A 23,706-nucleotide genomic window follows, 5' to 3' on the forward strand; every position below is an offset into this window, starting at 1 on the left:
GGGCACCGGCACCACACCACGAGCGCCCCCGCCTCCCACCCGCACGGCCCAGCCCTCCGGACCGTGCCCGCCGACCGGCCACGGGGGACGGCCGCCGCACCTGCGCGGCGGCCGTCCCGGCCGAACGGTGCGGGCGGTCAGTCCTCGAAGCCCCGCTCGTTCGTCACCTCGAGGTTCCGGAAGACCGGCGGCCCGTCGCAGAGCGCCGCGACCTGCGCCGCGAACTCCCCGGTCTCCGGGCGCCTGGAGTTCTCCATGGCCTGCTCGTAGGACGGGAACTCCACGATGTTCAGGTAGGTGTTCTCGGCGTCACGGTCCTTGGCCTGCACGGCTCTGGTGGCCACCCGGTTGCCTTCGTTCTTCTCCACCCAGGCGTCCAGCAGGGCGTTGAATTCGTCGATCCGACTGGTCTTGTACTCGATGATCTGAATGAACGTCACGTACGGCCTCCTCGACTCGGCGGACGGTGGCCGTCCGCCCGTCCAGCGTCCCCCCGCCACCGGCGTGCCGCAAAGGCAGACGGGTGTGCGGCCGGAGTGCGCCAGCGCCCGCCGTCGGCGGGCGCCCGGCGGACGCGCCGCACGGGTCGGCCGTCTCAGGCGAGGGCCAGCAGGCTGACGGCGAGCGCGGCGACGCCGAGACCGGCGAGTTGGCCGCGGTGGATGCGTTCGCCGAGCACGGCACGGGCGAGCAGGACGGTGCCGGCCGGGTACAGGGCGGTGATCACGGCGACGACGGTGAGGTCCCCGCTGCGGACGGCGAGCAGGAACAGCAGGTTGGCCACGGAGTCCAGGACGCCGGCGCCCGCGGACATCGCGTAGGCGGGCCGTTCGGTGCCGAGCCTGCGGCGGAGCAGGCCGGCCGCGGCGAGGACGACCGCGGAGGAGACCGCTCGTCCCACGATCAGCGGGGCGACGCCGCTGTCGTTCGGCGCCTGGTGCAGGAAGACCAGTTGGAGGGCGATGGCAGCGCCTGCACCGAGGGCCAGCAGCAGGGCGGCCCGGGAGGGGCGGGCCGCGCCGGTCCCGGGGCCGGCGCTGACCAGGACGACCGCGAGCAGGGCGAGCGGCAGGCCGAGGACTCCGGCGGTGGTCAGGTGCTCGCCCTGCAGCAGGCCGACCGCGACCGGCAGGGCGGCGGAGACCAGGGCGGTCACCGGGGACAGCACGTTCATGGGGCCGATCGCCAGGGTGCGGTAGAGCAGGGCGAACGCGGCGGCCGAGGCGACGCCGGAGGCGGCGCCCCACCCGACGGCGCCGGGGCCGAACGTGGCGCCTAGCACCGGCCAGAGCAGTAGTTCGACGGCGAGCGAGGCGGGAGCCGCGATCAGCACGGTGCGCAGCACGTGGGCCTTGCGGGAGCCGAGGCCGCCCAGGAAGTCGGCGCAGCCGTAGGCGAGGGAGCTGCCGAGGGCGAGGAGCAGAGCGATCACGGTTCATTCCCTACGATGTCAGTGGAACGACTGGAACGTACATCGGATCGACCGGCATGGTCCAATGGAGTGACCTTGCAGTGCACTCCGATGACCCGAACGAGGGGATGGTGACCAGGTGGCGGACGCGACCGAGGCTCTGCGGACGGTGGCGCACAACGTCCGGGCGGCCCGCACGCGGGCGGGCCTGTCGCTGGACGAGCTGGGCCGGCGCGCCCGGGTGAGCAAGGGTGCCCTGGTCGCCCTCGAGAAGGCCCAGGGCAATCCCAACCTGGCCACCCTCGTCCGGCTCGCCGACACCCTCGGCATCTCGGTGTCCGACCTGATGCAGGGACCGCCCGAGGGCCGGGTGCGGATCGTCTCCGCCGACGCCGCGGCGCCGCTGTGGACGGGCGAGCACGGGGGCGAGGCCCGGCTCGTCCTGACGACCTCGGGCCCGGCCCCGGTCGAGGTGTGGCGGTGGCGCCTGGAGCCGGGAGAGGAGTACGCCAGCCACCCGCACCGGGCGGGCGTCGTGGAGACCGTCAGCGTCACCGCCGGACGGATGACGCTGGTCGTCGACGGCGCCGAGCACACCGTCGAGGCCGGGCAGACCGCCACCTTCGACGGCGACACCGCCCACGCCTACCGCGGGGCGGGCACCGGCCCCTGCACCCTGGTCATGACCGTCCACCTGCCGCCCGGCCCCGGGCCCCTGACCTGACCTGCCCCGGGGGCCTCACGGCCGTCCACCCCCGCAGGCCACCACCCCTTTGAACCTTCGATAGAAAGGCACTCATCGGTGAACGCCAAGTAAATGAAAGCAGCGGCGCCCGGATGGGTGTAGAATCTGAGATGCGAGGGCGGCCTCCAGGACCGGCATCACGGTGATGCCCACAGCCGCCCACCAAGGGGGAGAGCACCATGGGTTACCAGCTCGATGCGGCACGCGCGACGATGGACGAGCGGCTCCGGCAGGCCGAGCAGCACCGACTCGCCCGCGCGGCCCAGCGCAAGAACCGCACCGCCGCCCGCGCCGAGGCCCGCAAGGCCTGACGCCGACACCCCGTCCCCCGACGACGGCAGGTGCTCCCGGGTCCACCCGGGAACGAATGACGAGGTCCCGCCCGGTCCCGACGACCGGACGGGGCCTCTGTGTTTGCCACGGCAGGCGCTCCGCGTGCCGTGCGCGGTCGGCGGGCTCCGTCCACCGGGTCTCAGACGCGGCCCGGGCGACCCGTCTCGGCCGCACGGGCGCGGTACTCGGCCGCGTCGGCGGTGAAGCCGTCCTGCTCGGCGAGCCGGGCGGCGCAGGAGAAGTGCTCGGCGGCCTCGCCGGGCCGACCCAGCCTCAGCAGGGCCTGCCCGCAGAGGTCGGTGAGCATCGCCCGGCGGGCCGGGACCTGCTCCGCCGGGGCCAGGTCCAGTCCGTGGCGGGCGAGCGCGAGCGCCTCCGCGGGGCGCCCGTCGTTCAGGTGGTGGCGGGCCAGGTGGTAGGTGGTGAGCATGTGCGTCTGCGGACTGCCGGCGTCGCGGGCCAGCAGCTGCGCCCGCTCGTATCCGCGGCCGGCCCGGGCGGGGTGGCCGAGCCGGTCGTGCAGCTGGGCCAGGTTGACGGTGGCGATGGCCTCGCCCTCGGTGTCGCCGGCCCGCCGGGCGAGGTCCGGGGCGGACTCGAGGTGGCGGGCCGCCTCCTCGTGCCGGCCCTGCTCCGTCAGCACCCAGCCGAGCAGCGTCCTCACCCGTGACTCCGCGTCGGCGTCACCGAGTTCGGCAACCGAGTCGAGCGCGCGGCCCAGCGGCCCGTCCCACTGCGCCTCGGGCTGCTGCACCACCAGGGGCCACAGCAGGACGGCGAGCCGCCACGCCCGGTCGTGGTGGTGCGCGTCGGCCGCCGCCCCGACGGCCGCGACCAGCGTGCTCCGCTCGGTCGCGTACCAGGCCATCGCAGCGGCCCGGTCCGCGAAGTCCGGTTCCGCAGCCGGCCGGTGGACGTCCGCGGGGAGCTCGCAGCAGGGCTGGCTGCCCGCGACGGCGGCCGCGGAGGCGGCCAGTGCGCCGCACAGGTAGTGGTCGAGGAGCGGCAGGATGCGCCGGGGGTCGGGCGCGGGCCGCAGCGTGCGCGCGTACAGCCGGACCAGGTCGTGCAGGGCGTACCGGCCGTCCGCCCGTTCCTCCAGCAGGTTGGCGGCGACCAGCCGTTCCAGCGCCGCCCTGGTCTCCCCCGGTGCGGCGGCGGCCAGCGCGGCCGCCGCGCCGAGGTCGATGTCGGGCCCGAGGTGGTGGGCCAGCAGTCCGAGGAGCTCTGCGGCGGCGGCCGGCAGCTGGGCGACACCGGCCCGCAGCACCGAGGCCAGGTCGAGGTCCCCGGCGGCGAGCAGGGCGAGCCGCTGCTGTTCGTCGTGCAGTTCCTCGGCGGCTCGGCGCAGCGGCCGCTCCGGCCGCAGGGCGAGCCGGGCGGCGGTCAGCCGCAGGGCGAGCGGCAGGCCGTCGCAGAGCCGGACCAGGTGCGCGACGGCGTCGGGTTCGGCGGCCACCCGGTCCGCGCCGAGCACACCCGCGAGCAACGCGGCGCCCTCCTCGGGCCCCAGACGGCCGATCAGCAGCGGTCGGGCGCAGTCGCCGGCGATCAGGCCCTCCAGCCGGTCGCGGCTGGTGACCACGGTCGCGCAGCCCGCGGCGCCGGGCAGCAGCGGCCTTACCTGGTCGTGGTTCAGGGCGTCGTCGAGGACGACCAGCACGCGGCGGTGGCGGAGCAGGGTGCGGTAGAGGCTCTCGGCGGCGACGGGGTTGCGGGGGACGTCGTCGGGCCGGATGCCGAGGGCGACGAGGAAGTCCCGCAGGACGAAGACGGGGTCGGCGGCGGGCACGGTACCGGCGAAGCCGCCGAGCCGGGCGAAGAGGACTCCGTCGGGAAAGGCGTGGGCGGCGTGCTGTGCCCAGTGGGCGACCAGGGCGCTCTTGCCGACGCCGGCCGGTCCGGTGACCAGGCAGACGGGGGCGTCCGCGGGGGCGGCCAGGACGGCGTCCAGCGCGGCGAGTTCGCGCGGCCGGCCGGTGAATCCCGCCGGGCTGCGGGGCAGTAGGAGCGGGGGCGGCGCGTCGACGGACCTGGCGGGGCCGTCGGCGGCTTCGGCGGGCCTGGCGGGGCCGGCGGGGGCTTCGGTGCGCTCGCCGGGGCTGGAGCCGGTGCCGGTGCCGGGGCTGGAGCCGGTGCCGGTGCCCGCTGTCGCGCCGGGTGCGGCGAGGATGCGGGCGTAGGCGCCGGTCATGGCGGGGCCCGGGTCCACGCCGAGTTCGTCGGCCAGCCGCCGGGCCGTGGCGTGGTAGAGCGCGATGGCGGCGGCCTGCCGGTCGGTGGCGAGCAGGGCGTCGAGCAGCGGGGCGACCAGCGATTCGCGCAGCGGGTGCCGGCAGGCGGGGCCGCGGAGCAGGCCGACGGCCTCCTCGGCAAGGCCCGCGGCGGTCAGGGCCTGGCCGAGTTCCTCGACGGCGATGAGCCGGGATTCCTCCAACTCGGCCGCCAGGGAGGCGATCAGCGGGGTGGGGCGGAGTCCGGCGAGGGCGGGTCCGCGCCAGAGCCGCAGGGCATCGCGCAGCACGGGCACGGCGGACGCGGGTGCGCCGCGGTGGTGGCGCCGGGCCTCCTGGACGCCGGTGCGGAAGCGGCGGGCGTCGACCCGGTCGGCCGGGGTGCGCAGCAGGTAGCCGTCGCCGACCGTCACGATCGCGGCGCGGCCGGTCGGGTGGAGCCGTCGGCGCAGCTGCGAGATGTGGCCCTGGACGGCGGTCCTGGCGTGGGTCGGCGGCTGCTCGTGCCAGAGGGCCTCGCTCAGCCGGTCGGTGGTCACCAGTGCGCCGTCGGCGAGCAGCAGCATCGCGAGGACGGTGCGTCGTTTCGGCGGCCCGAGGTCGACGCCCGTTCCGTCGCAGTGCGCCTCCACCGGGCCGAGCAGGCGGAAGTCGAGCAACGCGTTCTCCCCACGGTTCGTCCGCTGAACGGTGGGGAGCTACCCGACTTGACCGTGTTCATACACGTGCCCCCGATCACACCGGGCGATCGGGGGCACGGGCACCACCGGGCTGCTACACGTGGGCGTTGACGACGTACCAGAAGTAGGCGGTCGCCGCGGTGACGGCGACGTTCGCCGCGTTCAGCGCGAGGTAGCGGCCGGTGACGCGGTTCCGCAGCGCGACGGTGCCGCCCGGGCCCGCGACCGCGGTCCAGTCCCAGGTACCGCCCTGGCCCCAGTTCGCCTCGACGGCCCCGTTGTCGTCCTGGAGGCTGCCGCCGAAGTCGACGTTCTGGAGCTCGACGGTCCCGTCACCGGCGACCCGGGCGGTCCACAGCGCGTGGTGGTACTGGTTGCCGTACCAGAGCCTGCTCGCCCGGGCGACGATGCTGTTCCAGCTGACCTCGCCCAGCCACTGGTCGGGCGCGTGCTGCGGCGCGAGGACGTAGTGCTGGCCGTCGCTGATCGCCGACAGCGCGGCCGGGCCCGGGGCCGGCGCGCCGACCGCGTTGCTCGTGGTGGCGGCGGTGGCCGCGGTGGCGGCAGTGGTGGCAGTGGCCAGCGGCAGGAGGGTCGCCGCGGCGAGTGCGGCCGCGGCCAGCGCCCGGGTGCCGGGCGGGGTGCGCAGGATGCGGGTCACCGGCTCAGCCCTTCCGCACGGTGAAGGCCACGTAGGCGTTGTCGCCACCGCCGCCGTCACGGCTGCAGGTGTAGCCCTCCGGAACGTCGCACCCGTACTTGTTGCTGCCGGAGTACGGGTTGTCCCACCAGATCGAGACGTTCCCCACCCCGTACATGTTGTAGACGGCCCGGCCCTCCGTGCCGGTCATGAAGCCGTTCGACTCCGACTGCCAGGCGCCGTTGGACATCGGGTACACCGCGTCCGGCGGCAGCATGTTCTCCGTCCACGTGCCGTGCTGCAGGGCGGAGGACGTGCGCTCCAGCACCGACGTCGTGCGGTTCTGCAGCGCCACGTGGGTGCTCCTCGCGGCCGCCCGCACCGCCGGGGCCCGCCGCTCGGCGGCGGCGCCCGCGAGGGCCGGGCTGCCGCCGAGGGTGAACGCCACCGAGGCGTTGTTCCCGCCGCCGCCGCTCCACGAGCAGGTGTAGCCACGCGGAACGGAGCAGCTGTACGAGTTGCCGCCCGCGTACGGGTTGTTCCAGTGGATCACCGCCTCGCCGCCCGCCAGCTGGTAGCGCGCCTCGCCCTCGGTCCCCGTCATGAAGCCCGAGGAGTGCGAACCCCAGTACGCCGTCGCGGCGTGCCCGACGGACTCCGGCGGGGTCGAGTCGTCCCAGACCCCGTGCGAGAGCCCGCTGTAGTTCCGGTAGATCACGTCCGCGGTGCCGTTGTACAGCGAGACGCTGGTGCTGCGCGCCGACCGCAGCGCGGCCGGCCCCTCGGCGGCCCCCTGCCCGCCCGCGGCCACCGCCGCCGGCGCACCCGCCAGCACGACCGCGCTCACCGCCGCCACGACGGCCGCTCCCCCGACCCCACGCATCACCCCTGCGCCGCGCCTGCCGGCACTCCCCTTGCGGAACATCACGCCTCCTCGTCGACCGCCGCTCCGTACGGCGTGGTCCCAAGGTCGACGGCACCGCTAACGCTCCACTACCGAACGGCTGTCGGACCGCCCACGGGCCCGTCCCGAGGACGCTACGAGCGACGGCAGGCCTTGGCCTCGAACTCCGCGACGGGGACGGTGACCGCGGAGGCCTGACCGTCGACCGAGAGGTCGACGTAGCGGACGTTCCCCGGCGTGAGTCGGTCCCGGTCGGCGAGGGTGAAGGAGACACCGGCCGAGGACCAGGAGTTGTCCTTGGTCCAGCCGTAGAGCGTGTAGTCGGCCCCGGCGGTGAGCGGAACCGAAGGGCCCGTCGCCACCCAGCCGGCCGCGGGCGAGTCGAGGGTCCAGGTGGTGAGGCCCGGCTTCAGGGCCTGGTCCGCGGTCCACGATGCGACCGTCTCGTCGGGGTCGGCGCTTCGCACGTAGAGGGACGCCCCGTCGATCCGGTGTCCGCAGACCATCATGACGCCGAGCAGATGGCCGTCACCGCTCACGGAGATGCCCGCGACGGCATCGACGGGAACGGTGCAGCCCGAGGTCGCGGCCAGGGCCGCCCCCACACCGACCGCGCGGACGAGGCGCCGGACCACCGGCTGTGAACGGCCCGACCGCATGATGAGCTCCCTGCTCCGCGTGGCTGAGACCCCCGGCCCGCGCCGACGGGGCGGGCGGCGCGGATGCGGTCACCCGTGGATCATCGCTTTTTGCAGTCCGATGACCAGTCGGCGACCGCGGGCCACAGCGTAGACCCTCGGCTGCATCTCGTCGCGGCGCGGGCGCGTCCGGCCTGCTGACGGCCATCGCATGGGCGGCGCACGGAATCCCCGTCCTGGAGGACTGCCTCCCTCCCGGAGGGTGCTGGTGGCGACACCGCTCCCCATGAGGTGAGCGGCATGGCAGGGACGGATCGGGAGGAAGGCCGCATGAAGCGGGCCGCGCTGCGCCGTGCGTTGGACGAGTTGGACGCGCGGCCGGCCGCAAGCGCCGAGCGCGGGCCCGGGGCCCACCGTCGGTTCGAGCCCTGGTGGAGAAGCCGCGGACACCGGCAGCCGCGTTCCTACGGCCGGAACTGGAGCAGCGACTCGCCCGTTACGTCGCCGCGGACGATTCCTTCGCGCGGGACCGGACGGCCCACGCCCTCGCGGGTGCCTGTGGCCAGGAGGCCCTGCCCGCCTTGCTGCGCGCGATGGTGACGGATCGCAACGAGGACGGGGACATGCTGCAGGTCGACGTCCGCGATCTCTTCGAGGCACGGCCCGGGACCGCGTTCGAGCTGTCCATGGACTGCACCGCTTCCGACGATCCGGGCCTGCGGAGAGTCGGCCTCTGGGGCGTGTGCTTCTTCGACCTGCTCGGGACGGAGTACTTCGACCTGGTCGCCGACGCCGTGGTCGCCTGCACGAGCGACGCCGACGGCCTGGTCCGGTACTGGGCCGCACTGGCACCGCAAAGGCAGCGTTCTCGTGGGCGGCCCGGACGGCAGGGGTTTGCGCGACGGCCCCGGAGAATCAGGTGCCGGAGTTGTCGACGAACCCCACGATGTCGAGGTATTCGATTGTGGGCGGGGCGCCGTAAATCCCCGTCACCATCCCGACGAGTTCCTCCGTGAAGAAGGCACGGGCCTTGTCCTCGTCGTCCCACACGTAGAAGTTCCTCGCGTGGACGCCCTCCTCGTCGAGCATGAAGCTCTTGAAGCGAAGGCCGGCCATGCCTTCGAACGGTCCTCGGAGTTCGCCGGCGATCTTTGCGACGGTTGAACGGTCGAACTTTTCGGTCCGCGTGAAAGTCACGAGCACGCCGATCATCGGGCTTCCTATCGATTGGGTGAGCAGCGGTCGATCGAGTGATGCCAGAGGCGGACTCTAATACACCGGTCCGGGAATTCTCGGCTGCCGGGCAGCGAGTCGGGCTTTTCGCACTCGTCTGCTGGACACGTTGACCACTGACCGATCCGTCGGGGCTGCGCCGGCAGTTCGAAGGGCGCGATCCGGCGGCCGACTCGATCACGGAACGACCGGAGCGACGTTGCGAGTGACCGGAGTTGTCCGAGCGGGGGGCATTTCGGTCGATGCGGGCGGGGGTGGGCCCGGCGACCCTAGGATGCGGTCTCGTGGCCGGGAGAGGCCACGGTGCGCCGACGGGCGGGAAGGCTCGGGGAGCCCCGCACCGGCCGCACACCACCCCCGGAAAGGTGATCGGTGGCCCCGCATTCGCAGAATTCTCCGCCGCGCGGCGGCCGGCCGCCGCGCAAGCAGGCCCCGGCCCGCGGGAACCAGCCCGCCGGGTCGGGCGGCTCCGCCGGGTCGGCGAAAGCCGCCAGGTCCGCCAAGTCCACCCGGAGTGCCCCGCCGCCGCAACGGCGGTCGGCGTGGAGCTCCCGGCAGGAGGAGGAGACGGAGTTCCTGGGCCGGCTCATCCGGGCGAGCGCGTGGCCGGAGCAGCAGTACAAGCGGCTGTTCAAGCGGCTCCCGGTGCCGGGGCGCGTCGCCATGCTCCTCGCGACGGCGGGCGCCTTGTACTGGCTGTTCGAGTCCGGCGTGTGGATCCCGCTGCTCGTCCTGGGCGTTGCCGCCTTCGTCGTGACGGTGATCGTCCACGAGACCCGGATGGAGCGGAAGTACCCGACGCCCCGCAGCCTCCTCACGCCCCGCGACGACCGCCCGAAGCAGCGGCGCAAGCCCTCCGACGACGACGCCTGGTGGGACGAGATGATGGCCCGGCGCCAGCGCGAGGAGGAGCCGAGGATCTTCTGACGGGACATCGCCGGGGACGGGGGCGGTCAGCGCACGGCGGTCTCCTCGGGGACGGGGGTGGTGAGGACGCCGTACAGCATGAGGTCCAGGGTGGTGAGCAGTTCGTCGGTGAGGGCGCCGGTGGGGTCGGTGGGGCGTCCGCACCAGCGGTAGAGGGTGCCGAGGTAGAGGTCGCGCAGGGCGTTGCCGATCTGTTCGGCGGCGATGCCGGCGCGGAGCTCGCCGCGTTCGAGGCCGGTGGCGGCGATCTGGGCGAAGAGGTCGGCGAGGTACGGCTCCTCGACCAGGGGGTGGCCAGCACGGACCCAGGCCATCAGCATGGCGCCGGTCTCCTTCTGGTGCTCCTCGCTCATCCGGCCGAGGGTGGTCATGCAGCGGCGCAGCCGTCCGGCGGCGGTGTCCATGTCGGGGCCGTCGTCGACGAGCGCGGTGGTGAGGGCGGCACGGCGCTTCTCGCCCCAGGTGCCGAGGAGGTCCTCCTTGCGCTGGAAGTAGTTGAAGAAGGTGCCGCGGGCGACGTCGGCGCGTTCGGCGATCTCGTCGATGGAGGTCTCGTCGTAGCCCTGTTCGGTGAAGAGGGCGAGGGCCGCGCCGTAGAGGCGCTCCTTCATCCTGATCTTGTTGCGCTCCCGTCGGCCGAGGGGTGCGGCGGTCTGCTCGGCCGGGGCGGTCTGTGTGGTGTTCACCGGTGTCTCCGATCTGCCGGGTGGGATCGGGGAGGCATCCTCCCCGCAGGTCGATGCACCACAGTTTAACTATGTTTTGCAGTCAAAATTGGAAGGTTGCCCATCGCTTCCCTTCTCCGTGGTGCTCGGGGGTCGTGGCCCGCGGGCGGGCGACGCTGGCCGCCCGCAGGATCGACCGGGGTTCGGTCAGGGCATCGTGGCGAGGATGCCGTTGAGGCTCTCCGGCCCGAGCAGGCGGCCCGCGGTGAGGTCCAGTCCCCAGTCGGTGCGCAGGTGGGCGCGGAGCTGGGTGGCCATCAGGGAGTCCAGGCCGAGGTCGCGCAGGGGGCGGCGGCGGTCGAGCTGGTCCTCGGGGATCTCCAGGACGCGGGCGACGCGCTGGACGAGGGCCTCGGCGGCCGTCGCCGCGGAGCGGGACCGCTCCGGGCCGGCACCCACCGGCGCGTGACCGTGCGGCGCGGGACCGCGGTCGCTCGGCGCGGGGCCGGCGGCCACGGTCGCCAGCGCGGCATCGACCACGACGGGTGCGGTGCGGGCGTGCCCGCGCCCGGCTGGGGGCAGCAGCCGGGAGCGGACCGCGGCGAGGGAGGAGGCCAGCCGCTGCGGCGGGCGGTGGTCCAGGGCCCGCAGGTCGATGTCGAGGAATTCGGCGAGGACGGTGCCGTCGGTGCCGGCGAAGATCACGTCGCCGCGGGCGGTCCGGCCGCCCGGGGCGGTCCGCACCCGGCAGAGCGACCAGAACTCCTCGGCGAGGTCCCCGTGGATCCGGACGGTGCCGAAGGCCAGCGGGGTGTAGGCGGTGCGGGCCGGGTACGCGGCGATCAGCGCGAGCAGGCCGGACTCCCAGGCGGCGCCGCGGGAGGCGGTGGGGGCGGGCCGCAGCCGGGCGGCGGCGTGGCTGCCGCGGCGCCAGACGTGCTGGACGGCGCGGAACCCGGCGCCGATCCCGATGCCGTGGCGTTCGGCCTCGGCGTGGAACCCGGCAGCGGACAGGTAGCCGTGGTGGCGGCCGAGGACGGCGTCCAGGAGGTCCCGGCGGTTGGGCGGGTCGGCGGGGCCGACGGGGCACAACCGGCCCTCGGCGCACGGCTCCAGGGGCCCGTCGGCGCCGCGGCGGGCCTGGACGAGGACGGGGCGGACGCCGTCGGGCCCGGGCCGGCCGAGGGTGACGCGCAGGGCGGTGTGCGGCAGGTCGTCCAGGGTGAGGGCCGCGCTGCCGAGCCGGACCCCGGTGAGGTCGAACCGGGTGTCGGGGGCGGCGGCGCGGGCGGTGTCGAGGACGGCGTCCAGGTAGACGGTGGGCACGATCGGGGCGATGCCGTGGACGGTGACGCCGGTGCCCCGGTCGCCGACGCCCCACTCCCCGAGTGCCGCCTCGCGGACGTACGGGGCGGTGTCGCCGGTCGTCACGGCGGTGCGGGTCGGGGCGGCGGTCTCGCGGCGGAGTTCGGCGGTGTCCCACGGGTAGGCGGGCAGGTCGAGGACGGGCGGCGGGGTGCCGTACCAGCGGAGCCAGTCGACGGCCGCGCCGTGGGCGAAGGCCCGGCCGACGGCGTCCAGGAGTGCGGCGGGCTCGTCGCAGCCGCGGCGCAGGGTGGGCAGGCAGGTGCCGTCGGCGCCGCTGTCGCGGAGGGTCTCCTCGACGGCCGCGGCGAGCACGGGGTGGGGGCTGACCTCGACGAAGACGGTGTCCTCGGCGGCGAGCCGGCGTACGGCCTCGGTGAGGCGGACGGGCTTGCGGAGGTTGTCCTGCCAGTACTGCGGCAGGAGTTCGTCGCCGCGGACGGGGGCGGCGAGCACGGTGGACATCAGCGGGGTGCGGGCGGGGCGCGGGGCGAGGCCGTCGAGGGCGGCGACGAGGTCGGTGGCGATCAGGTCCATGTCGGGCGAGTGGGAGGCCACTTCGACGCGGACGGTGCGGCACAGCACGTGCCGTCCCTCCAGGTCGGCGCTGATCGCGGCGATCGCCTCGGGCGGTCCGGCGAGGACGGTCGCGTTCGGGGAGTTGTCCGCGGCGACGCAGACGGCGGCGGACCCGGGCCGGGAGGCGAGGTAGTCGCGCGCGGCGTCCGCGGAGAGTTCGACGGCGAGCATGGCACCGCGCCCGGCGAGGCGGCGCATCAGCCGGCTGCGGCGGCAGATGACGGCGGCTGCGTCGCCGAGGGCGAGGGCGCCGGCCGTGCTGGCGGCGGCGATCTCGCCCATGCTGTGGCCGAGGCAGACGTCCGGGACGAGGCCGAGGTCGGTGAGGGCTGCCGCGAGGGAGACGCCGACGGCCCAGAGTGCGGGCTGCACCCGGTCGATGTCGGTGGGCAGTTCGGTCGCCCGGGTGAGCAACTCGGTGACGGACCAGCCGAGTTCGTCGCGGATTGCGGTGTCGCAGCGGGCCATGGCGCCGGCGAAGGCGGGTGAGGCGGCGAGCAGGCCGCGGCCCATGCCGAGCCACTGGGAGCCCTGACCGGGGAAGACGAAGGCGGTGCGGCGCGGGCCGGTGAAGCCGGCCTCGGCGATGCCGCCCTCGGCCAGGGTGTCGCCGGCGGCGAGGCGGCGCAGCCGGGCGGCGAGGGTGCGGTGGGTGTCGGCGCGGACCCATAGCCGGTGGGGGTGGGCGTCGCGGCGGAGGGCGGCGACGGCGCACAGCTCACGCAGTTCCTGGTCACGGCCGGGGCCGTCGAGGTGGTCGGCCCAGGCCCCGGCCAGCAGCGTGAGCGAGCGGCGGGAGCGGGCGCTGAGCACGAGCAGGTGTTCGGTGTTCTCCGGCGCGGCGGCTCCGGTGGCCCCGGCCGTCGCGGCGCTCTCCGGCACGGGGACCCCGGCGATCGCGGGCGCGGCGCGGGGCCGGTGTTCGCCGACGACGACGTGCGCGTTGGTACCGGAGATGCCGAAGGAGCTGACGCCGACGAGGGCGCGGTCACCGGATGCGGCGAGTTCGGTGTTGCGGGTCACCACGCGGACGGGCAGGCCGTGTTCGGCGATCACCGGGTTGGTCCGGTGGCAGTGCAGCGAGGCCGGGACGGTGCCGTGGCGGACGATCAGGACGGCCTTGATGAGGCCGGCGATGCCCGCGGCGGACTCGGCGTGCCCGATGTTGGTCTTCACCGAGCCGGTGGGCAGGGGGCGGTCGGCGGGCCGGGCGGTGGCCCGGGCGAGGGCCCGGAGTTCGACGCCGTCGCCGACGGCCGTTCCGGTGCCGTGGGCCTCGACGTAGTCGAGCTGCCGGGGTTCGATGCCGGCGGACGCGCAGGCGGCGCGGAGCATGTCGACCTGGCCGTCGACGGCGGGCTGGAGCAGCAGGCCGCTGCCGCGTCCGTCGTTGTTGACGGCGCTGCCGAGGATCGTGGCGAGGATCCGGTCGCCGTCGCGTTCGGCGTCGTCGAGGCGCTTGAGCACGACCACGCCGACGCCGTCGCTGCGGACGAAGCCGTCGGCGTCGGCGGCGCCGAAGCGGCAGCGGCCGCCGGCGGAGAGCATGCCGCCCTGGGAGTAGGCGATGGCGTCGTGGCTGGAGAGCAGGAAGTTGACCCCGGCGGCGAGGGCGAGGCCGCATTCGCCGGTGAGCAGGCTCTGGCGGGCGGCGTGCACGGCGACCAGCGAGGAGGAGCAGGCGGTGTCGAGGACGAGGCTGGGCCCCTGGAGGTCGAGGGCGAAGGACAGCCGTCCGGCGGTGACCGCGCGCAGTCGGCTGCCGGCGACGTCGCGCACGTCGGGGCCGTTGGGTGCGTGCGAGGCCTCGGAGTACTCGGCGGTGGCCTGGCCGACGAAGACGCCGGTGCGGCTGCCGGCCAGGGCGGAGGGGCGGATGCCGGCGTCCTCCAGTGCCTCCCAGGCGGTCTGGAGCAGCAGCCGCTGCTGGGGGTCGACCGCTCTGGCCTCGGCGGGCGATATGCCGAAGAAGGCGTGGTCGAAGGCGAAGGCGTCGGTGATGAAGCCGCCGTGGCGGGAGGCGGTCTTGCCGGGGGTGCCGGGCGCGGGGTCGTAGTCGGCCGCGATGTCGAAGCGCTCGGCGGGGACGGGTGTGACGGAGTCGGTGTTGGCGAGCAGGTTCCGCCAGAACTGCTCCGGCCCGTCGGCCCCGGGGAAGCGGCAGCCCATGCCGATGACGGCGATGGGGGTGCCGGGGCTCTGTCGCACGTGTTCCATGTGGGTGGTCCAATCTCTTCGAGTACGACCGGACGGACGGGACAGCGGGCGCTCGTCGTTAGCGCGATTCAAACTTACACTGGAAGCCAAGTTTGGTCTCAGTGTTTAACTACGCGATTCCGAGGACCTGCCGCCCGGCCGGCGCGAGTTGGCGGGGTACGTCCTCCGATGGGCGATTCGCGCACCGGCACGCAGACGAACGAACGGCCCGGACAACGCGGAACGGGCCGCCCGTGCGCGCAACGACAAGAGCGTCGCGAGGCACGGGCGGCCCGTTCGAAGGGGCGGGGAGGCGGGGACTCCCCGGAGTCACCGCGGGGGGTTCGGCCCCGGCGGCGCGGCGATGCCGTGGAGCAGCAGGTCGAGGGCCTGCTGCAGTTCGGCGCCGAGCGAGTGGCGGCACCGGTCGGCCGGATCCTCCCGGCTCCAGCGGTACAGCGTGCCGAGGTAGAGGTCGCGCACGAGCTCGCCGACCCGTTCGGCGTCCGCCGCGGCGGGGACCTCGCCCCGGGTGCGGCCGGCCTCGACGATGTCGGCGAAGATCGCGCCGAGGTAGGACTCCTCCTCCAGCGGCCGCCCGGCCTGGACCCAGGCGGTGAGCATCGCCACGCTGAGCTCCGGCTCCTCCTCGTTGAGGGCGCCGAGCACGGCCAGGCAGGCGCGGAGGTCCGCCACGACCCCCGATCCGCGCCGCAGCTGCGGGGACAGACGGCGCATCAGCTCCGTTCTGCGCTCCTCGGCCCATACGCTGATGAGCGCGTCCTTGCGCGGGAAGTAGTTGAAGAAGGTGCCACGCGCGATGTCCGCGTGTTCCGCGATCTCCGCGACGGACGTGTCCGCATACCCCTTGCGGCCGAACAGGGTCTTGGCCGAGGTGTAGACGCGCTCCCTGGCGCGCTCCTTGTTGCGGGCCCGCCGCGAGGTCACGGCCGTCGGGGCGTCCGAGGGTCGACGCACACAGGCCTCCAGGTGACATCGTCGCTGCTGCACTGGAGTGCATTGATGTTCTCCAACTCAAACATAGGGCGAAGTTCATGTCAACGGACGGCACCGCCCCGGACCAGGCCGGATGAAGACCTGCACACAGGACCTCCACCGTCGCGGCGGGCACTCATGTACTCGAATGCATTTTTAGCCCCCTAGCCATTCAGTGGACTTGAGTGTACGTTTGAGCCATCGAGCCCGGACCGACCCGGCCGGGCCTGCCCCAGGGGGAGGCATCCCATGACGACCCGTCCCCGCGCCCGGCCGAACGTGCCGGCGCCGCACCGTCCGGACCTGCGCGGCCGTACCGCCGAACTGGCCGCGGTGCACACCCAGGTGCTGGAGGGCCCCTCGCCCCGCGCGACCGAGGCCCAGCACGCCAAGGGCAAGCTGACGGCCCGCGAGCGGATCGACCTGCTGCTGGACGAGGGCTCCTTCCAGGAGGTGGAGCCGCTGCGCCGGCACCGCGCCCAGGGCTTCGGCCTGGAGGCGAAGAAGCCGCACACCGACGGCGTCGTCACCGGCTGGGGCACCGTGCACGGCCGGACGGTCTTCGTCTACGCACACGACTTCCGGATCTTCGGCGGCGCCCTCGGCGAGGCCCACGCCCAGAAGATCCACAAGATCATGGACATGGCCCTGTCCACCGGAGCGCCGCTGGTGTCGCTCAACGACGGCGCCGGCGCCCGCATCCAGGAGGGCGTCACCGCCCTCGCCGGCTACGGCGGCATCTTCCGCCGCAACACCAAGGCCTCGGGCGTGATCCCGCAGATCTCGGTGATGCTCGGGCCCTGCGCCGGCGGCGCCGCCTACTCCCCCGCGCTCACGGACTTCGTGTTCATGGTCCGCGGCATCTCGCAGATGTTCATCACCGGCCCGGACGTCGTCCAGGCCGTCACCGGCGAGAAGATCACCCACGACGGCCTCGGCGGCGCGGACGTCCACGCCGGCGTCTCCGGCGTGTCCCACTTCGCCTACGACGACGAGGAGACCTGCCTCGCCGACGTGCGGCACCTGCTCTCCCTCTTACCGCAGAACAACCGCGAGTTCCCGCCCGCCGAGCCGTGCACCGACCCGGAGGACCGGCCCTGCGAGGCGCTGCTCGACCTCGTCCCCGCGGACGGCAGCCGCCCCTACGACATGCGCACCGTCATCGAGGAGGTCGTCGACGACGCCGACCACCTGGAGATCCAGCCCACCTGGGCCACCAACGTCATCTGCACCCTGGCCAGGATCGGCGGCAGCGTCGCCGGCATCGTCGCCAACCAGCCGCACGCCCTGGCCGGCGTCCTCGACATCCACGCGAGCGAGAAGGCCGCACGCTTCGTCCAGATGTGCGACGCCTTCAACATCCCCATCGTCACCCTGGTGGACGTCCCCGGCTTCCTGCCCGGAGTCGACCAGGAGCACGAGGGCATCATCCGGCACGGCGCCAAACTGCTCTACGCCTACTGCAACGCCACCGTGCCGCGGATCCAGCTGATCCTGCGCAAGGCCTACGGCGGCGCCTACATCGTCATGGACTCCCGCTCCATCGGCGCCGACCTCTCCTACGCCTGGCCCACCAACGAGATCGCCGTGATGGGCGCCGAGGGCGCCGCCAACGTGATCTTCCGCCGCGACATCGCCGCGGCCGAGGACCCGGAGGCCGTGCGCGCGCAGAAGGTCAAGGAGTACGAGAGCGAGCTGATGCACCCGTACTACGCGGCCGAGCGCGGCCTCGTGGACGACGTCATCGACCCGGCGCGCACCCGCGCCGTGCTCGCCCGGGCCCTGGCGATGCTCCGCCTCAAGCACGCCGACCTGCCGAGCCGCAAGCACGGCAACCAGCCGGTGTGACGGCGCAGCGGACCGGGTCGCCGGCGGCGCTGCGCGTCCTGCGGGGCAACCCCGACCTGGAAGAACTCGCCGTACTCACCGCCCTGGTGGCGGCCCTCGCGACCCGCCGGACGGCCGACCGGCCCGTCCCCGACCGCCCCGCCTGGGACCGCATCCAACGCCACCGCCCCTCCTGGCTGACCGCACAGGGGCGCACTTCCAGGGAGCAGCCATGGACGGCACCGACCGCTCCGTGATCGACCGCACCAGAACCTGTCTGGCCCTGCACCGCGCGAGCTGGGGCAGTGAGCTCGACCCCGACGAGGCCGCCCGCGCCGCCTGGCGCCTCCACCGGACGACCGAGCAACTCCTCGCCCTGACAGAGGAGTTGCTGGCCGACAGCACCGAGAACGGCACATCGCACAGTCAGAGAACACCTGAGGGAGGGATCCGATGAGCAAGTTCCTGGAACGTCTGAAAGCCTTCGGCGAGACCGAGGCGATCGTCTTCAACGGCGTGCCGACCGGCTACGCCGAGCTCGCCGAGCGCACCGCCGACTGGCGGGCCCACCTGGCCGGGAACGGCGTCCGCGCCGGGCAGGTCGTGGTGGTGGAGGGCGCCAGCGGCGTCGAGGCCTGTGCGGCCCTGCTCGCCCTGGTCGAGCTGTCGGCCGTGGTGGTGCCGCTGACGCCGCTGCCCGCCGCCAAGCGGGCTGAGTTCCACGAGATCGCCGAGGTGGAGGCGGTCGCCACCGTCCGGCCCGACGGCTCGCGGGAGTTCGAGCGGACCGGCCGCACGGCCGGCCACGAGCTGTACGGCCGGCTGCGCGCCGCGGGCGTGCCGGGCCTGGTGCTGTTCAGCTCGGGCACCACCGGCCGGTCGAAGGCGACCGTGCTGGACTTCTCCAGGATCCTCGCCAAGTACGGCGAGCCGACCCGGCCGGCCCGCACGCTGGCCTTCCTGAACCTGGACCACATCGGCGGCATCAACACCCTGCTGCACACCCTCAGCCAGGGCGGCACGCTGGTGACCGTCGCCGAGCGGACCGCGGACACGGTCTGCGCGGCCGTCGCCGCCCACCGGGTCCAGGTGCTGCCCACCACGCCCACCTTCCTCAACATGCTGCTGATCTCGGGTGCCTACCAGCGCCACGACGTCAGTGCGCTGAGGCTGATCACCTACGGCACCGAGCCGATGCCGCTGCGGACCCTGCAGGCGCTGAAGAAGGCGCTGCCCGCGGTGCGGTTCAAGCAGACCTACGGCCTGTCCGAGCTGGGCATCATGCCCACCAAGTCGAAGAGCGACGACAGCCTCTGGGTGAAGCTCGGCGGCGAGGGCTTCGACCACCGGATCGTCGACGGCGTCCTGTGGATCCGCTCCGACATGGCGATGCTCGGGTACCTCAACGCGCCGGCGCCGTTCGACGCGGAGGGCTACTTCAACACCCAGGACGCGGTGGAGACCGACGGCGAGTACGTGCGCATCCTCGGCCGGAAGTCGGAGATCATCAACGTCGCGGGCGAGAAGGTGTACCCCAGCGAGGTCGAGAACGTCCTGCTGGAGATCCCGGGCATCGCCGAGGCGACCGTCTCGGGCCGGCCCAGCCATGTGACCGGCATGGTCGTCAAGGCGACCGTCAAGCTCGCCGCTCCCGCCGAGCGCGCGGACGTCGTCCGGGCGGTGCGCGAACACTGCGGCCGTCGGCTGGAGGCGTTCAAGGTGCCGGTGGTCGTCGAGATCTCCGACGCCGACCAGCACTCCGACCGGTTCAAGAAGATCCGGAGCGCCGCGTGAGCGCGCTGCCGGAGCGGTCCGACGGGCCGGCCGCGCCGAAGGTCGCGGTGGTCAGCGGCGGCAGCCGCGGGCTGGGCCGCACCCTGGTCGAGCGGCTGCTCGCCGACGGCTGGCGGGTGGCGACGTTCAGCCGCAGCGCCAACGCCTTCACCACGGCGATGGCCGAGGAGTACCCGGGCTCCTTCCACTGGGAGCGGGCCGACCTCGGCGAGCCGGACGCGATGCGGGTCTTCGTCCGCACCGTGGGCCGCCTGTTCGGCCGGGTCGACCTGCTGGTCAACAACGCCGGCGTGCTCCACCAGGAGCTGCTGCTGACCACACCGCCGAAGCAGATCGACTCGCTCGTCACCAACAACCTCACCTCGCCGATCCTGCTCACCCAGGCCTGCGCCCGGCTGATGACCCGTCACGGCGGCGGCAACATCATCAACATCTCGTCCATCAACGCCATCCGCGGCTTCCGCGGGGTCTCGGTGTACGCCGCGGCCAAGGCCGGCCTGGACGGCTTCAGCCGCAGCCTGGCGCGCGAGCTCGGCACCTTCAACATCCGGGTGAACTCCATCGTCCCCGGCTTCTTCGACAGCGACATGACCGCGGACGTCACCGAACGCAACCGCGAGAAGATCCAGCACCGCACCCCCCTCGGCCGGCTCGGAACGGCCGAGGAGATCGCCGACGCGATCCTCTTCCTCACCTCCGCCCGCGCGCACTTCGTGACCGGGCAGTCCCTCGTCATCGACGGAGGTATCACATGCTGACCCCCACCGAGATCCGTGAGCTGATCGAGCGCGAGGCCCGCGCCCTGCTGCTCGACGCCGACAACGACGCCGCTGCCGCCGACGACAGCGAGGACCTGACGGAGCTCGGCTTCAACTCGCTGACCCTGGCGCAGCTGCTGATCGAGCTGGAGATGCAGCTCGGCGTCGACCCCTTCGAGGACGGCGTCTCGATCACCGACATGCGCACCATCGGCGACCTGGCGCAGGCCTACACCGCGGCCCTGGGCGCCGAGCCGGCGACCGCCTCCGCGGGGGCCTGACGCCGTGGCCACCGACCAGCAGCTGCTGCTGCACTCCATCGACGACTACCTCGGCCCCGGCGAGACCCGCTTCTTCTCCCGCGGCTACCAGCGGGCGGGGTACCGCGTCCACGGCCTGCACGCCACCCCGGCCACCACCGGCTCCTCCGCCGCCGAACCGGGTGTGCGAGGCGCGCTCGACCTCAGCTACCCGGCGGACTGGTCCCGCAAGAAGGACGGCACCGACCTGCGTCCGCACCTCAGCACCGTCGACGCGCTGGTGCTGGGCGTCCAGCTCGCCGAACTCCACCTGGCGCACGCCTACGGCCTCGGCGAGGCCGAGCGGCGCACCGTGCGCCTGGCCAAGGTGGTGCTGCGGGCCGGCACCGCCCCGCAGGAGGACCTCACCGGCGTGCCGCTCTCTGCCCGGCTGCGCAGCACCGAGCCGGCCGGCGCGCGGTACCGCTCCGTCCACGAGTGCGCCGTCGGCAACCTGCGGGTGCGCGTCGAGACCGAGCACCCGATCGTCGAACGGGCCGCCGAGGAGGCCCGCTTCGGCAGCCTCGACGCGGCGCTCGGCCGCGGCGAGTACCGCTTCTACGGTGCCGGCTTCAAGTACCGCCACCACGAGATCACCGACGTGGCGGTGGACAACCGGGAGCACAGCGCCACCGCCCTCGTCCGCTTCACCCGCAGAGCCGGCGCGCCCGCCCCGGTCGACGGCATCGCCGCCGGCGACCGTCCCACCGTCAGCCTGATCGACTGCTTCGTCGTCAACCTCCAGCTGGCGCAGGTGCTGATGTACGAGCTCGACGGGCTCAGCCGCGCCGACAGCAACACGCTCTGGATGATGCAGACGGTGCTGACCGCCCCCGAGGAGGAGCCCGCGGTCGAACTCGTCGAGGGCCGGCCGTTCACCACCCGGGCCGCCCTGACCGGCCGCCGGCTGCTGCCGCTGCGCGGCGGCACCTGGCGCAACGTCGAACTGAGCGGCGGCCTGGCCGGCATCGGCATGCGCTGCTCCTTCGCCCACGAGCTGCCCGCGCACGTCGCCGCGACCGCCCGCTGACCCCCGGCACCCGCCGCATCCGACAAGGAGTCACCACCATGCGCATCTCCGTCTCCGGCACCTACTCCGCGGGGAAGACCTCCACCGCGATCGCCCTCTCGCACCTCACCGGCATCCCCCGCTCGCCCGCGAAGACCATCCGCGAGATCATGCCGGACGCCGTCCCGGGCAAGGCGCTGACCGAGGTCACCCCGGCCGAGTACATCCAGCTGGCCGTCCGCCGGCACGTCGGCCGGGCCGTCAACGAGGCGCTCCTCGGCGGCAGCTTCATAGCCGACGGCTCCTCGCTGCAGGAGTGGATATACGCCGCCGTCCGGGTCGAGTTCGGCATGGACCCGGGTGCGGCCGAGAACGGCCACCCGCCCCGGCAGGACGCCGAGATGGCGTTCTTCGAGCAGGTCACCGCCCAGCTCGGCCACTACTTCAAGCAGCACGTGAAGGAGTCGTTCGACGGCTTCGTGCACCTCACCAACGAGCTGAAGCTCTCCGCCGACGGCCACCGGCCGATGAACGAGCGCTTCCGCGCCACCTGCGACGCGATGCTCCTCGCCGCCCTCGACGAGCTGGAGGTCCCGTACTTCGTGGTCTCCGGCACCCCGCACGAGCGGCTGGAGAAGATCGTCGCCCACTTCGACCTGCCGACGGTCTGCACCGTCGACGAGGCCGTCGCCCGCGCCCGGGCCGAGTACGCCCGGATCGACTGGCGCCTGGAGCAGGAACGCTCCAAGACCGCCGCCTAGCAGTCCTCACAAGGCAGTCGGGCAGCACCTCAGGGGCGCGGGGAACTGCGCGATCCGGATGTGGGCAGCCGTGGAAGCACGGCTCGACCCCGGTTTCCCTCGCCCCTGACCTGGCCGCCCCACAGCAAAAACGCAAACCCCCGAAGGGACCCACTGCCATGTCTCTCACCCGGAACGGGGCCGCCGCCGGTCCGGCCGCCACCGCGGCCCCCGCGGCCGACCCGGCCCCCTACGCCAAGCGCTGGCTGATGCTGCCGGTGATCCTGGCGGCCATGTTCATGGCCCAGTTCGACCTGTACGTGGTCAACGTCGCGGCCCCGTCCCTGGAGCACGACCTCTCCGCCGGTCAGGCCGCGCTCGAACTCATCGTCGCCGGCTACGCGTTCACCTACGCCAGCGGCCTGATCACCGGCGGCCGGCTGGGCGACCTGTACGGCTCCCGGGCGGTCTTCCTGACCGGCACGGTCGCCTTCACCATCGCCTCGGTGCTGTGCGGCATCGCCCAGTCGCCGGGCCAGCTGGTGGCGGCGCGACTCGTCCAGGGCCTGACCGGCGCCGCGATGGTGCCGCAGGTGCTCGCACTGATCACCGCGACCTTCCCGCCGGCGGAGCGGGCCCGGGCGCTGTCCTGGTTCGGCGTCACCGTCGGCGTCGGTGCGGTCGCCGGCCAGGTGCTCGGCGGTGCGCTGTTGGAGGCGGACGTCGCCGGCCTCGGCTGGCGGGTCATCTTCCTGGTCAACCTGCCGATCGGCCTGGTCATGCTGGGTTTCGCGGCGCGGCTGCTGCCGCACCGCAAGCCCACCGGGAAGCCCTCGCTCGACCCGGTCGGGGCGATCGGCGTCCCGGTGAGCCTGGCGCTGGCGCTCGTCCCGCTCATCCTCGGCCGGATCCAGGGCTGGCCGGCCTGGACCTGGGTCAGCCTGGTCGCCTCGGTGCCCGCGATGGCCCTGACGCTGCTCTGGGAGCGCGGTCTGGCCCGGCGCGGCGGCCAGCCGCTGCTCAACCTGTCGCTCTTCTCCGACCGGGCGTTCAGCCGCGGTCTGGTGGTCAGCATCGCCACCTTCGCCGGCTTCTTCAGCTTCATGTTCACCCTGACCCTGGTGCTCCAGTCGGGACTGGGTCTGAAGCCGCTCGCCGCCGGGTTCGTCTTCACCCCGCTCGGCCTGGCGTTCTCCGGTGCGTCGATCGCCTCCCAGCGGATCACCGCCAAGTACGGCAGCCGCATGATCACCACCGGCGGCTCGATCGCGGCGGTCGGCTTCGTCGCCCTGCTGATCGTGCTGGGCGTGTCGGGCGACCACACCGGCCCGGCCCGGCTGATCGGCCCGATGGTGCTGATCGGCCTCGGCAACGGCCTGGCCGTGCCGGCCCTGGTCGGCTCGGTGCTGGCCGGTGTCCGCCCGCAGCAGGCCGGCGCCGCGGCCGGTGTGCTCACCACCGCGCAGCAGTTCGCGAGCGCCGCCGGCGTCGCCGCGATCGGCTCGGTCTTCTTCGCCGCCCTCGGTACTCCGAAGGGCGTCGGCTCCTACGCCACCGCCTTCCAGTGGGTCGGCGTGATCGACCTGGTGCTGGTGCTGATCGCCGCCGCCGTCAGCCTCGCCCTGCCCCGCCCCCCCCCCCCCCCCCGGCCCCCCCCCCCCCCCCGGGGGGGGGGGGCCCCCCCCCCCCCCCCCCCCCCCCCCCCCCCCCCCCCCCCCCCCCCAACCCCCCCA

22 protein-coding genes are annotated in these 23,706 nt (G+C 73.7%); 12 read left to right on the forward strand and 10 right to left on the reverse strand.

Annotated features, from left to right (window positions below; genetic code table 11):
- Positions 1–137: 137 nt before the first annotated feature.
- Both AB0442_RS30055 and AB0442_RS30060 read right to left on the reverse strand, forming a co-directional pair.
- Complete coding sequence (locus tag AB0442_RS30055; RefSeq protein WP_366166792.1) at positions 138–440, reverse strand: hypothetical protein; 303 nt, start codon at positions 438–440, stop codon at positions 138–140.
- Positions 441–595: 155 nt separating this feature from the next.
- Positions 596–1,432, reverse strand: coding sequence for an EamA family transporter (locus AB0442_RS30060; RefSeq protein ID WP_366166793.1), 837 nt, complete (start codon positions 1,430–1,432; stop codon positions 596–598).
- Positions 1,433–1,550: 118 nt separating this feature from the next.
- Between AB0442_RS30060 and AB0442_RS30065 the strand changes: the two genes are divergently transcribed.
- The gene (locus tag AB0442_RS30065; RefSeq protein WP_366166794.1) at positions 1,551–2,135 is read left to right on the forward strand and encodes an XRE family transcriptional regulator; all 585 of its coding nucleotides are present in this window, start codon (positions 1,551–1,553) and stop codon (positions 2,133–2,135) included.
- Positions 2,136–2,335: 200 nt separating this feature from the next.
- Positions 2,336–2,467, forward strand: a complete 132-nt coding sequence (locus AB0442_RS30070) for a hypothetical protein (protein WP_359985878.1) — start codon at positions 2,336–2,338, stop codon at positions 2,465–2,467.
- Between the two features lie 161 nt (positions 2,468–2,628).
- Here the strand turns inward: AB0442_RS30070 and AB0442_RS30075 are convergent, their stop codons facing one another.
- From AB0442_RS30075 to AB0442_RS30095, 5 genes are all read right to left on the reverse strand, one after another.
- Positions 2,629–5,382, reverse strand: coding sequence for a BTAD domain-containing putative transcriptional regulator (locus AB0442_RS30075; RefSeq protein ID WP_366166795.1), 2,754 nt, complete (start codon positions 5,380–5,382; stop codon positions 2,629–2,631).
- 115 nt (positions 5,383–5,497) lie between these two features.
- Entirely contained in the window at positions 5,498–6,064 is a 567-nt protein-coding gene (locus AB0442_RS30080; protein ID WP_366166796.1) for a hypothetical protein, read from the reverse strand.
- A gap of 4 nt (positions 6,065–6,068) precedes the next feature.
- Positions 6,069–6,899, reverse strand: a complete 831-nt coding sequence (locus tag AB0442_RS30085; protein ID WP_366166797.1) for a Crystal protein ET79 — start codon at positions 6,897–6,899, stop codon at positions 6,069–6,071.
- Positions 6,900–7,081: 182 nt separating this feature from the next.
- Positions 7,082–7,606 carry a hypothetical protein gene (locus tag AB0442_RS30090; RefSeq protein ID WP_366166798.1) on the reverse strand — a complete coding sequence of 175 codons (525 nt, stop codon included), beginning with the start codon at positions 7,604–7,606 and terminating at the stop codon, positions 7,082–7,084.
- Between the two features lie 894 nt (positions 7,607–8,500).
- The gene (locus tag AB0442_RS30095) at positions 8,501–8,797 is read right to left on the reverse strand and encodes a hypothetical protein (protein ID WP_366166799.1); all 297 of its coding nucleotides are present in this window, start codon (positions 8,795–8,797) and stop codon (positions 8,501–8,503) included.
- A 393-nt stretch (positions 8,798–9,190) separates the two neighbouring features.
- Here AB0442_RS30095 and AB0442_RS30100 point away from each other — a divergent pair, with 393 nt between their 5' ends.
- Entirely contained in the window at positions 9,191–9,745 is a 555-nt protein-coding gene (locus tag AB0442_RS30100; protein WP_366166800.1) for a hypothetical protein, read from the forward strand.
- Between the two features lie 26 nt (positions 9,746–9,771).
- Here AB0442_RS30100 and AB0442_RS30105 read toward each other — a convergent pair whose 3' ends face one another.
- From AB0442_RS30105 to AB0442_RS30115, 3 genes are all read right to left on the reverse strand, one after another.
- Positions 9,772–10,431, reverse strand: coding sequence for a TetR/AcrR family transcriptional regulator (locus AB0442_RS30105; protein ID WP_366166801.1), 660 nt, complete (start codon positions 10,429–10,431; stop codon positions 9,772–9,774).
- Between the two features lie 186 nt (positions 10,432–10,617).
- The gene (locus tag AB0442_RS30110) at positions 10,618–14,571 is read right to left on the reverse strand and encodes a beta-ketoacyl synthase N-terminal-like domain-containing protein (protein ID WP_366166802.1); all 3,954 of its coding nucleotides are present in this window, start codon (positions 14,569–14,571) and stop codon (positions 10,618–10,620) included.
- A 309-nt stretch (positions 14,572–14,880) separates the two neighbouring features.
- Complete coding sequence (locus AB0442_RS30115) at positions 14,881–15,528, reverse strand: TetR/AcrR family transcriptional regulator (protein ID WP_366166803.1); 648 nt, start codon at positions 15,526–15,528, stop codon at positions 14,881–14,883.
- A gap of 267 nt (positions 15,529–15,795) precedes the next feature.
- Between AB0442_RS30115 and AB0442_RS30120 the strand changes: the two genes are divergently transcribed.
- The 9 genes from AB0442_RS30120 to AB0442_RS30160 form a co-directional block, all read left to right on the forward strand.
- A complete protein-coding gene (locus AB0442_RS30120; RefSeq protein ID WP_366166804.1) occupies positions 15,796–17,394 on the forward strand; it encodes an acyl-CoA carboxylase subunit beta in 1,599 nt (532 codons plus the stop codon).
- The gene (locus AB0442_RS30125; protein WP_366166805.1) at positions 17,391–17,630 is read left to right on the forward strand and encodes an acyl-CoA carboxylase subunit epsilon; all 240 of its coding nucleotides are present in this window, start codon (positions 17,391–17,393) and stop codon (positions 17,628–17,630) included. The genes AB0442_RS30120 and AB0442_RS30125 overlap by 4 nt, the downstream gene beginning before the upstream one ends.
- A complete protein-coding gene (locus AB0442_RS30130; RefSeq protein WP_344623744.1) occupies positions 17,606–17,830 on the forward strand; it encodes a hypothetical protein in 225 nt (74 codons plus the stop codon). The genes AB0442_RS30125 and AB0442_RS30130 overlap by 25 nt, the downstream gene beginning before the upstream one ends.
- Entirely contained in the window at positions 17,827–19,167 is a 1,341-nt protein-coding gene (locus tag AB0442_RS30135; RefSeq protein WP_366166806.1) for an AMP-binding protein, read from the forward strand. Before AB0442_RS30130 ends, AB0442_RS30135 begins: the two co-directional genes overlap by 4 nt.
- The gene (locus AB0442_RS30140) at positions 19,164–19,925 is read left to right on the forward strand and encodes an SDR family oxidoreductase (RefSeq protein ID WP_366166807.1); all 762 of its coding nucleotides are present in this window, start codon (positions 19,164–19,166) and stop codon (positions 19,923–19,925) included. Before AB0442_RS30135 ends, AB0442_RS30140 begins: the two co-directional genes overlap by 4 nt.
- The gene (locus AB0442_RS30145; RefSeq protein WP_366166808.1) at positions 19,919–20,206 is read left to right on the forward strand and encodes a phosphopantetheine-binding protein; all 288 of its coding nucleotides are present in this window, start codon (positions 19,919–19,921) and stop codon (positions 20,204–20,206) included. The genes AB0442_RS30140 and AB0442_RS30145 overlap by 7 nt, the downstream gene beginning before the upstream one ends.
- Positions 20,207–20,210: 4 nt before the next feature.
- Positions 20,211–21,254: an AvrD family protein gene (locus tag AB0442_RS30150; RefSeq protein WP_366166809.1), complete on the forward strand. Its 1,044-nt coding sequence runs from the start codon at positions 20,211–20,213 to the stop codon at positions 21,252–21,254.
- 38 nt (positions 21,255–21,292) lie between these two features.
- The gene (locus AB0442_RS30155) at positions 21,293–21,994 is read left to right on the forward strand and encodes an AAA family ATPase (protein ID WP_366166810.1); all 702 of its coding nucleotides are present in this window, start codon (positions 21,293–21,295) and stop codon (positions 21,992–21,994) included.
- 158 nt (positions 21,995–22,152) lie between these two features.
- Positions 22,153–23,706, forward strand: a 1,554-nt coding sequence (locus tag AB0442_RS30160; RefSeq protein WP_366166811.1) for an MFS transporter, incomplete at its 3' end; no start/stop codon positions are given.

Source organism: Kitasatospora sp. NPDC085895 (assembly GCF_040702125.1).
Classification (GTDB): domain Bacteria; phylum Actinomycetota; class Actinomycetes; order Streptomycetales; family Streptomycetaceae; genus Kitasatospora; species Kitasatospora arboriphila.

What these genes read in the sequence shown, in the direction of transcription:
- AB0442_RS30070 (WP_359985878.1), top strand. Translation starts at nt 2,336, where the DNA reads ATGGGTTACCAGCTCGATGCGGCACGCGCGACGATGGACGAGCGGCTC.
- AB0442_RS30090 (WP_366166798.1), bottom strand. Translation starts at nt 7,606, where the DNA reads ATGCGGTCGGGCCGTTCACAGCCGGTGGTCCGGCGCCTCGTCCGCGCG.
- AB0442_RS30095 (WP_366166799.1), bottom strand. Translation starts at nt 8,797, where the DNA reads ATGATCGGCGTGCTCGTGACTTTCACGCGGACCGAAAAGTTCGACCGT.
- AB0442_RS30110 (WP_366166802.1), bottom strand. Translation starts at nt 14,571, where the DNA reads ATGGAACACGTGCGACAGAGCCCCGGCACCCCCATCGCCGTCATCGGC.
- AB0442_RS30120 (WP_366166804.1), top strand. Translation starts at nt 15,796, where the DNA reads ATGACGACCCGTCCCCGCGCCCGGCCGAACGTGCCGGCGCCGCACCGT.
- AB0442_RS30130 (WP_344623744.1), top strand. Translation starts at nt 17,606, where the DNA reads ATGGACGGCACCGACCGCTCCGTGATCGACCGCACCAGAACCTGTCTG.
- AB0442_RS30135 (WP_366166806.1), top strand. Translation starts at nt 17,827, where the DNA reads ATGAGCAAGTTCCTGGAACGTCTGAAAGCCTTCGGCGAGACCGAGGCG.
- AB0442_RS30145 (WP_366166808.1), top strand. Translation starts at nt 19,919, where the DNA reads ATGCTGACCCCCACCGAGATCCGTGAGCTGATCGAGCGCGAGGCCCGC.
- AB0442_RS30155 (WP_366166810.1), top strand. Translation starts at nt 21,293, where the DNA reads ATGCGCATCTCCGTCTCCGGCACCTACTCCGCGGGGAAGACCTCCACC.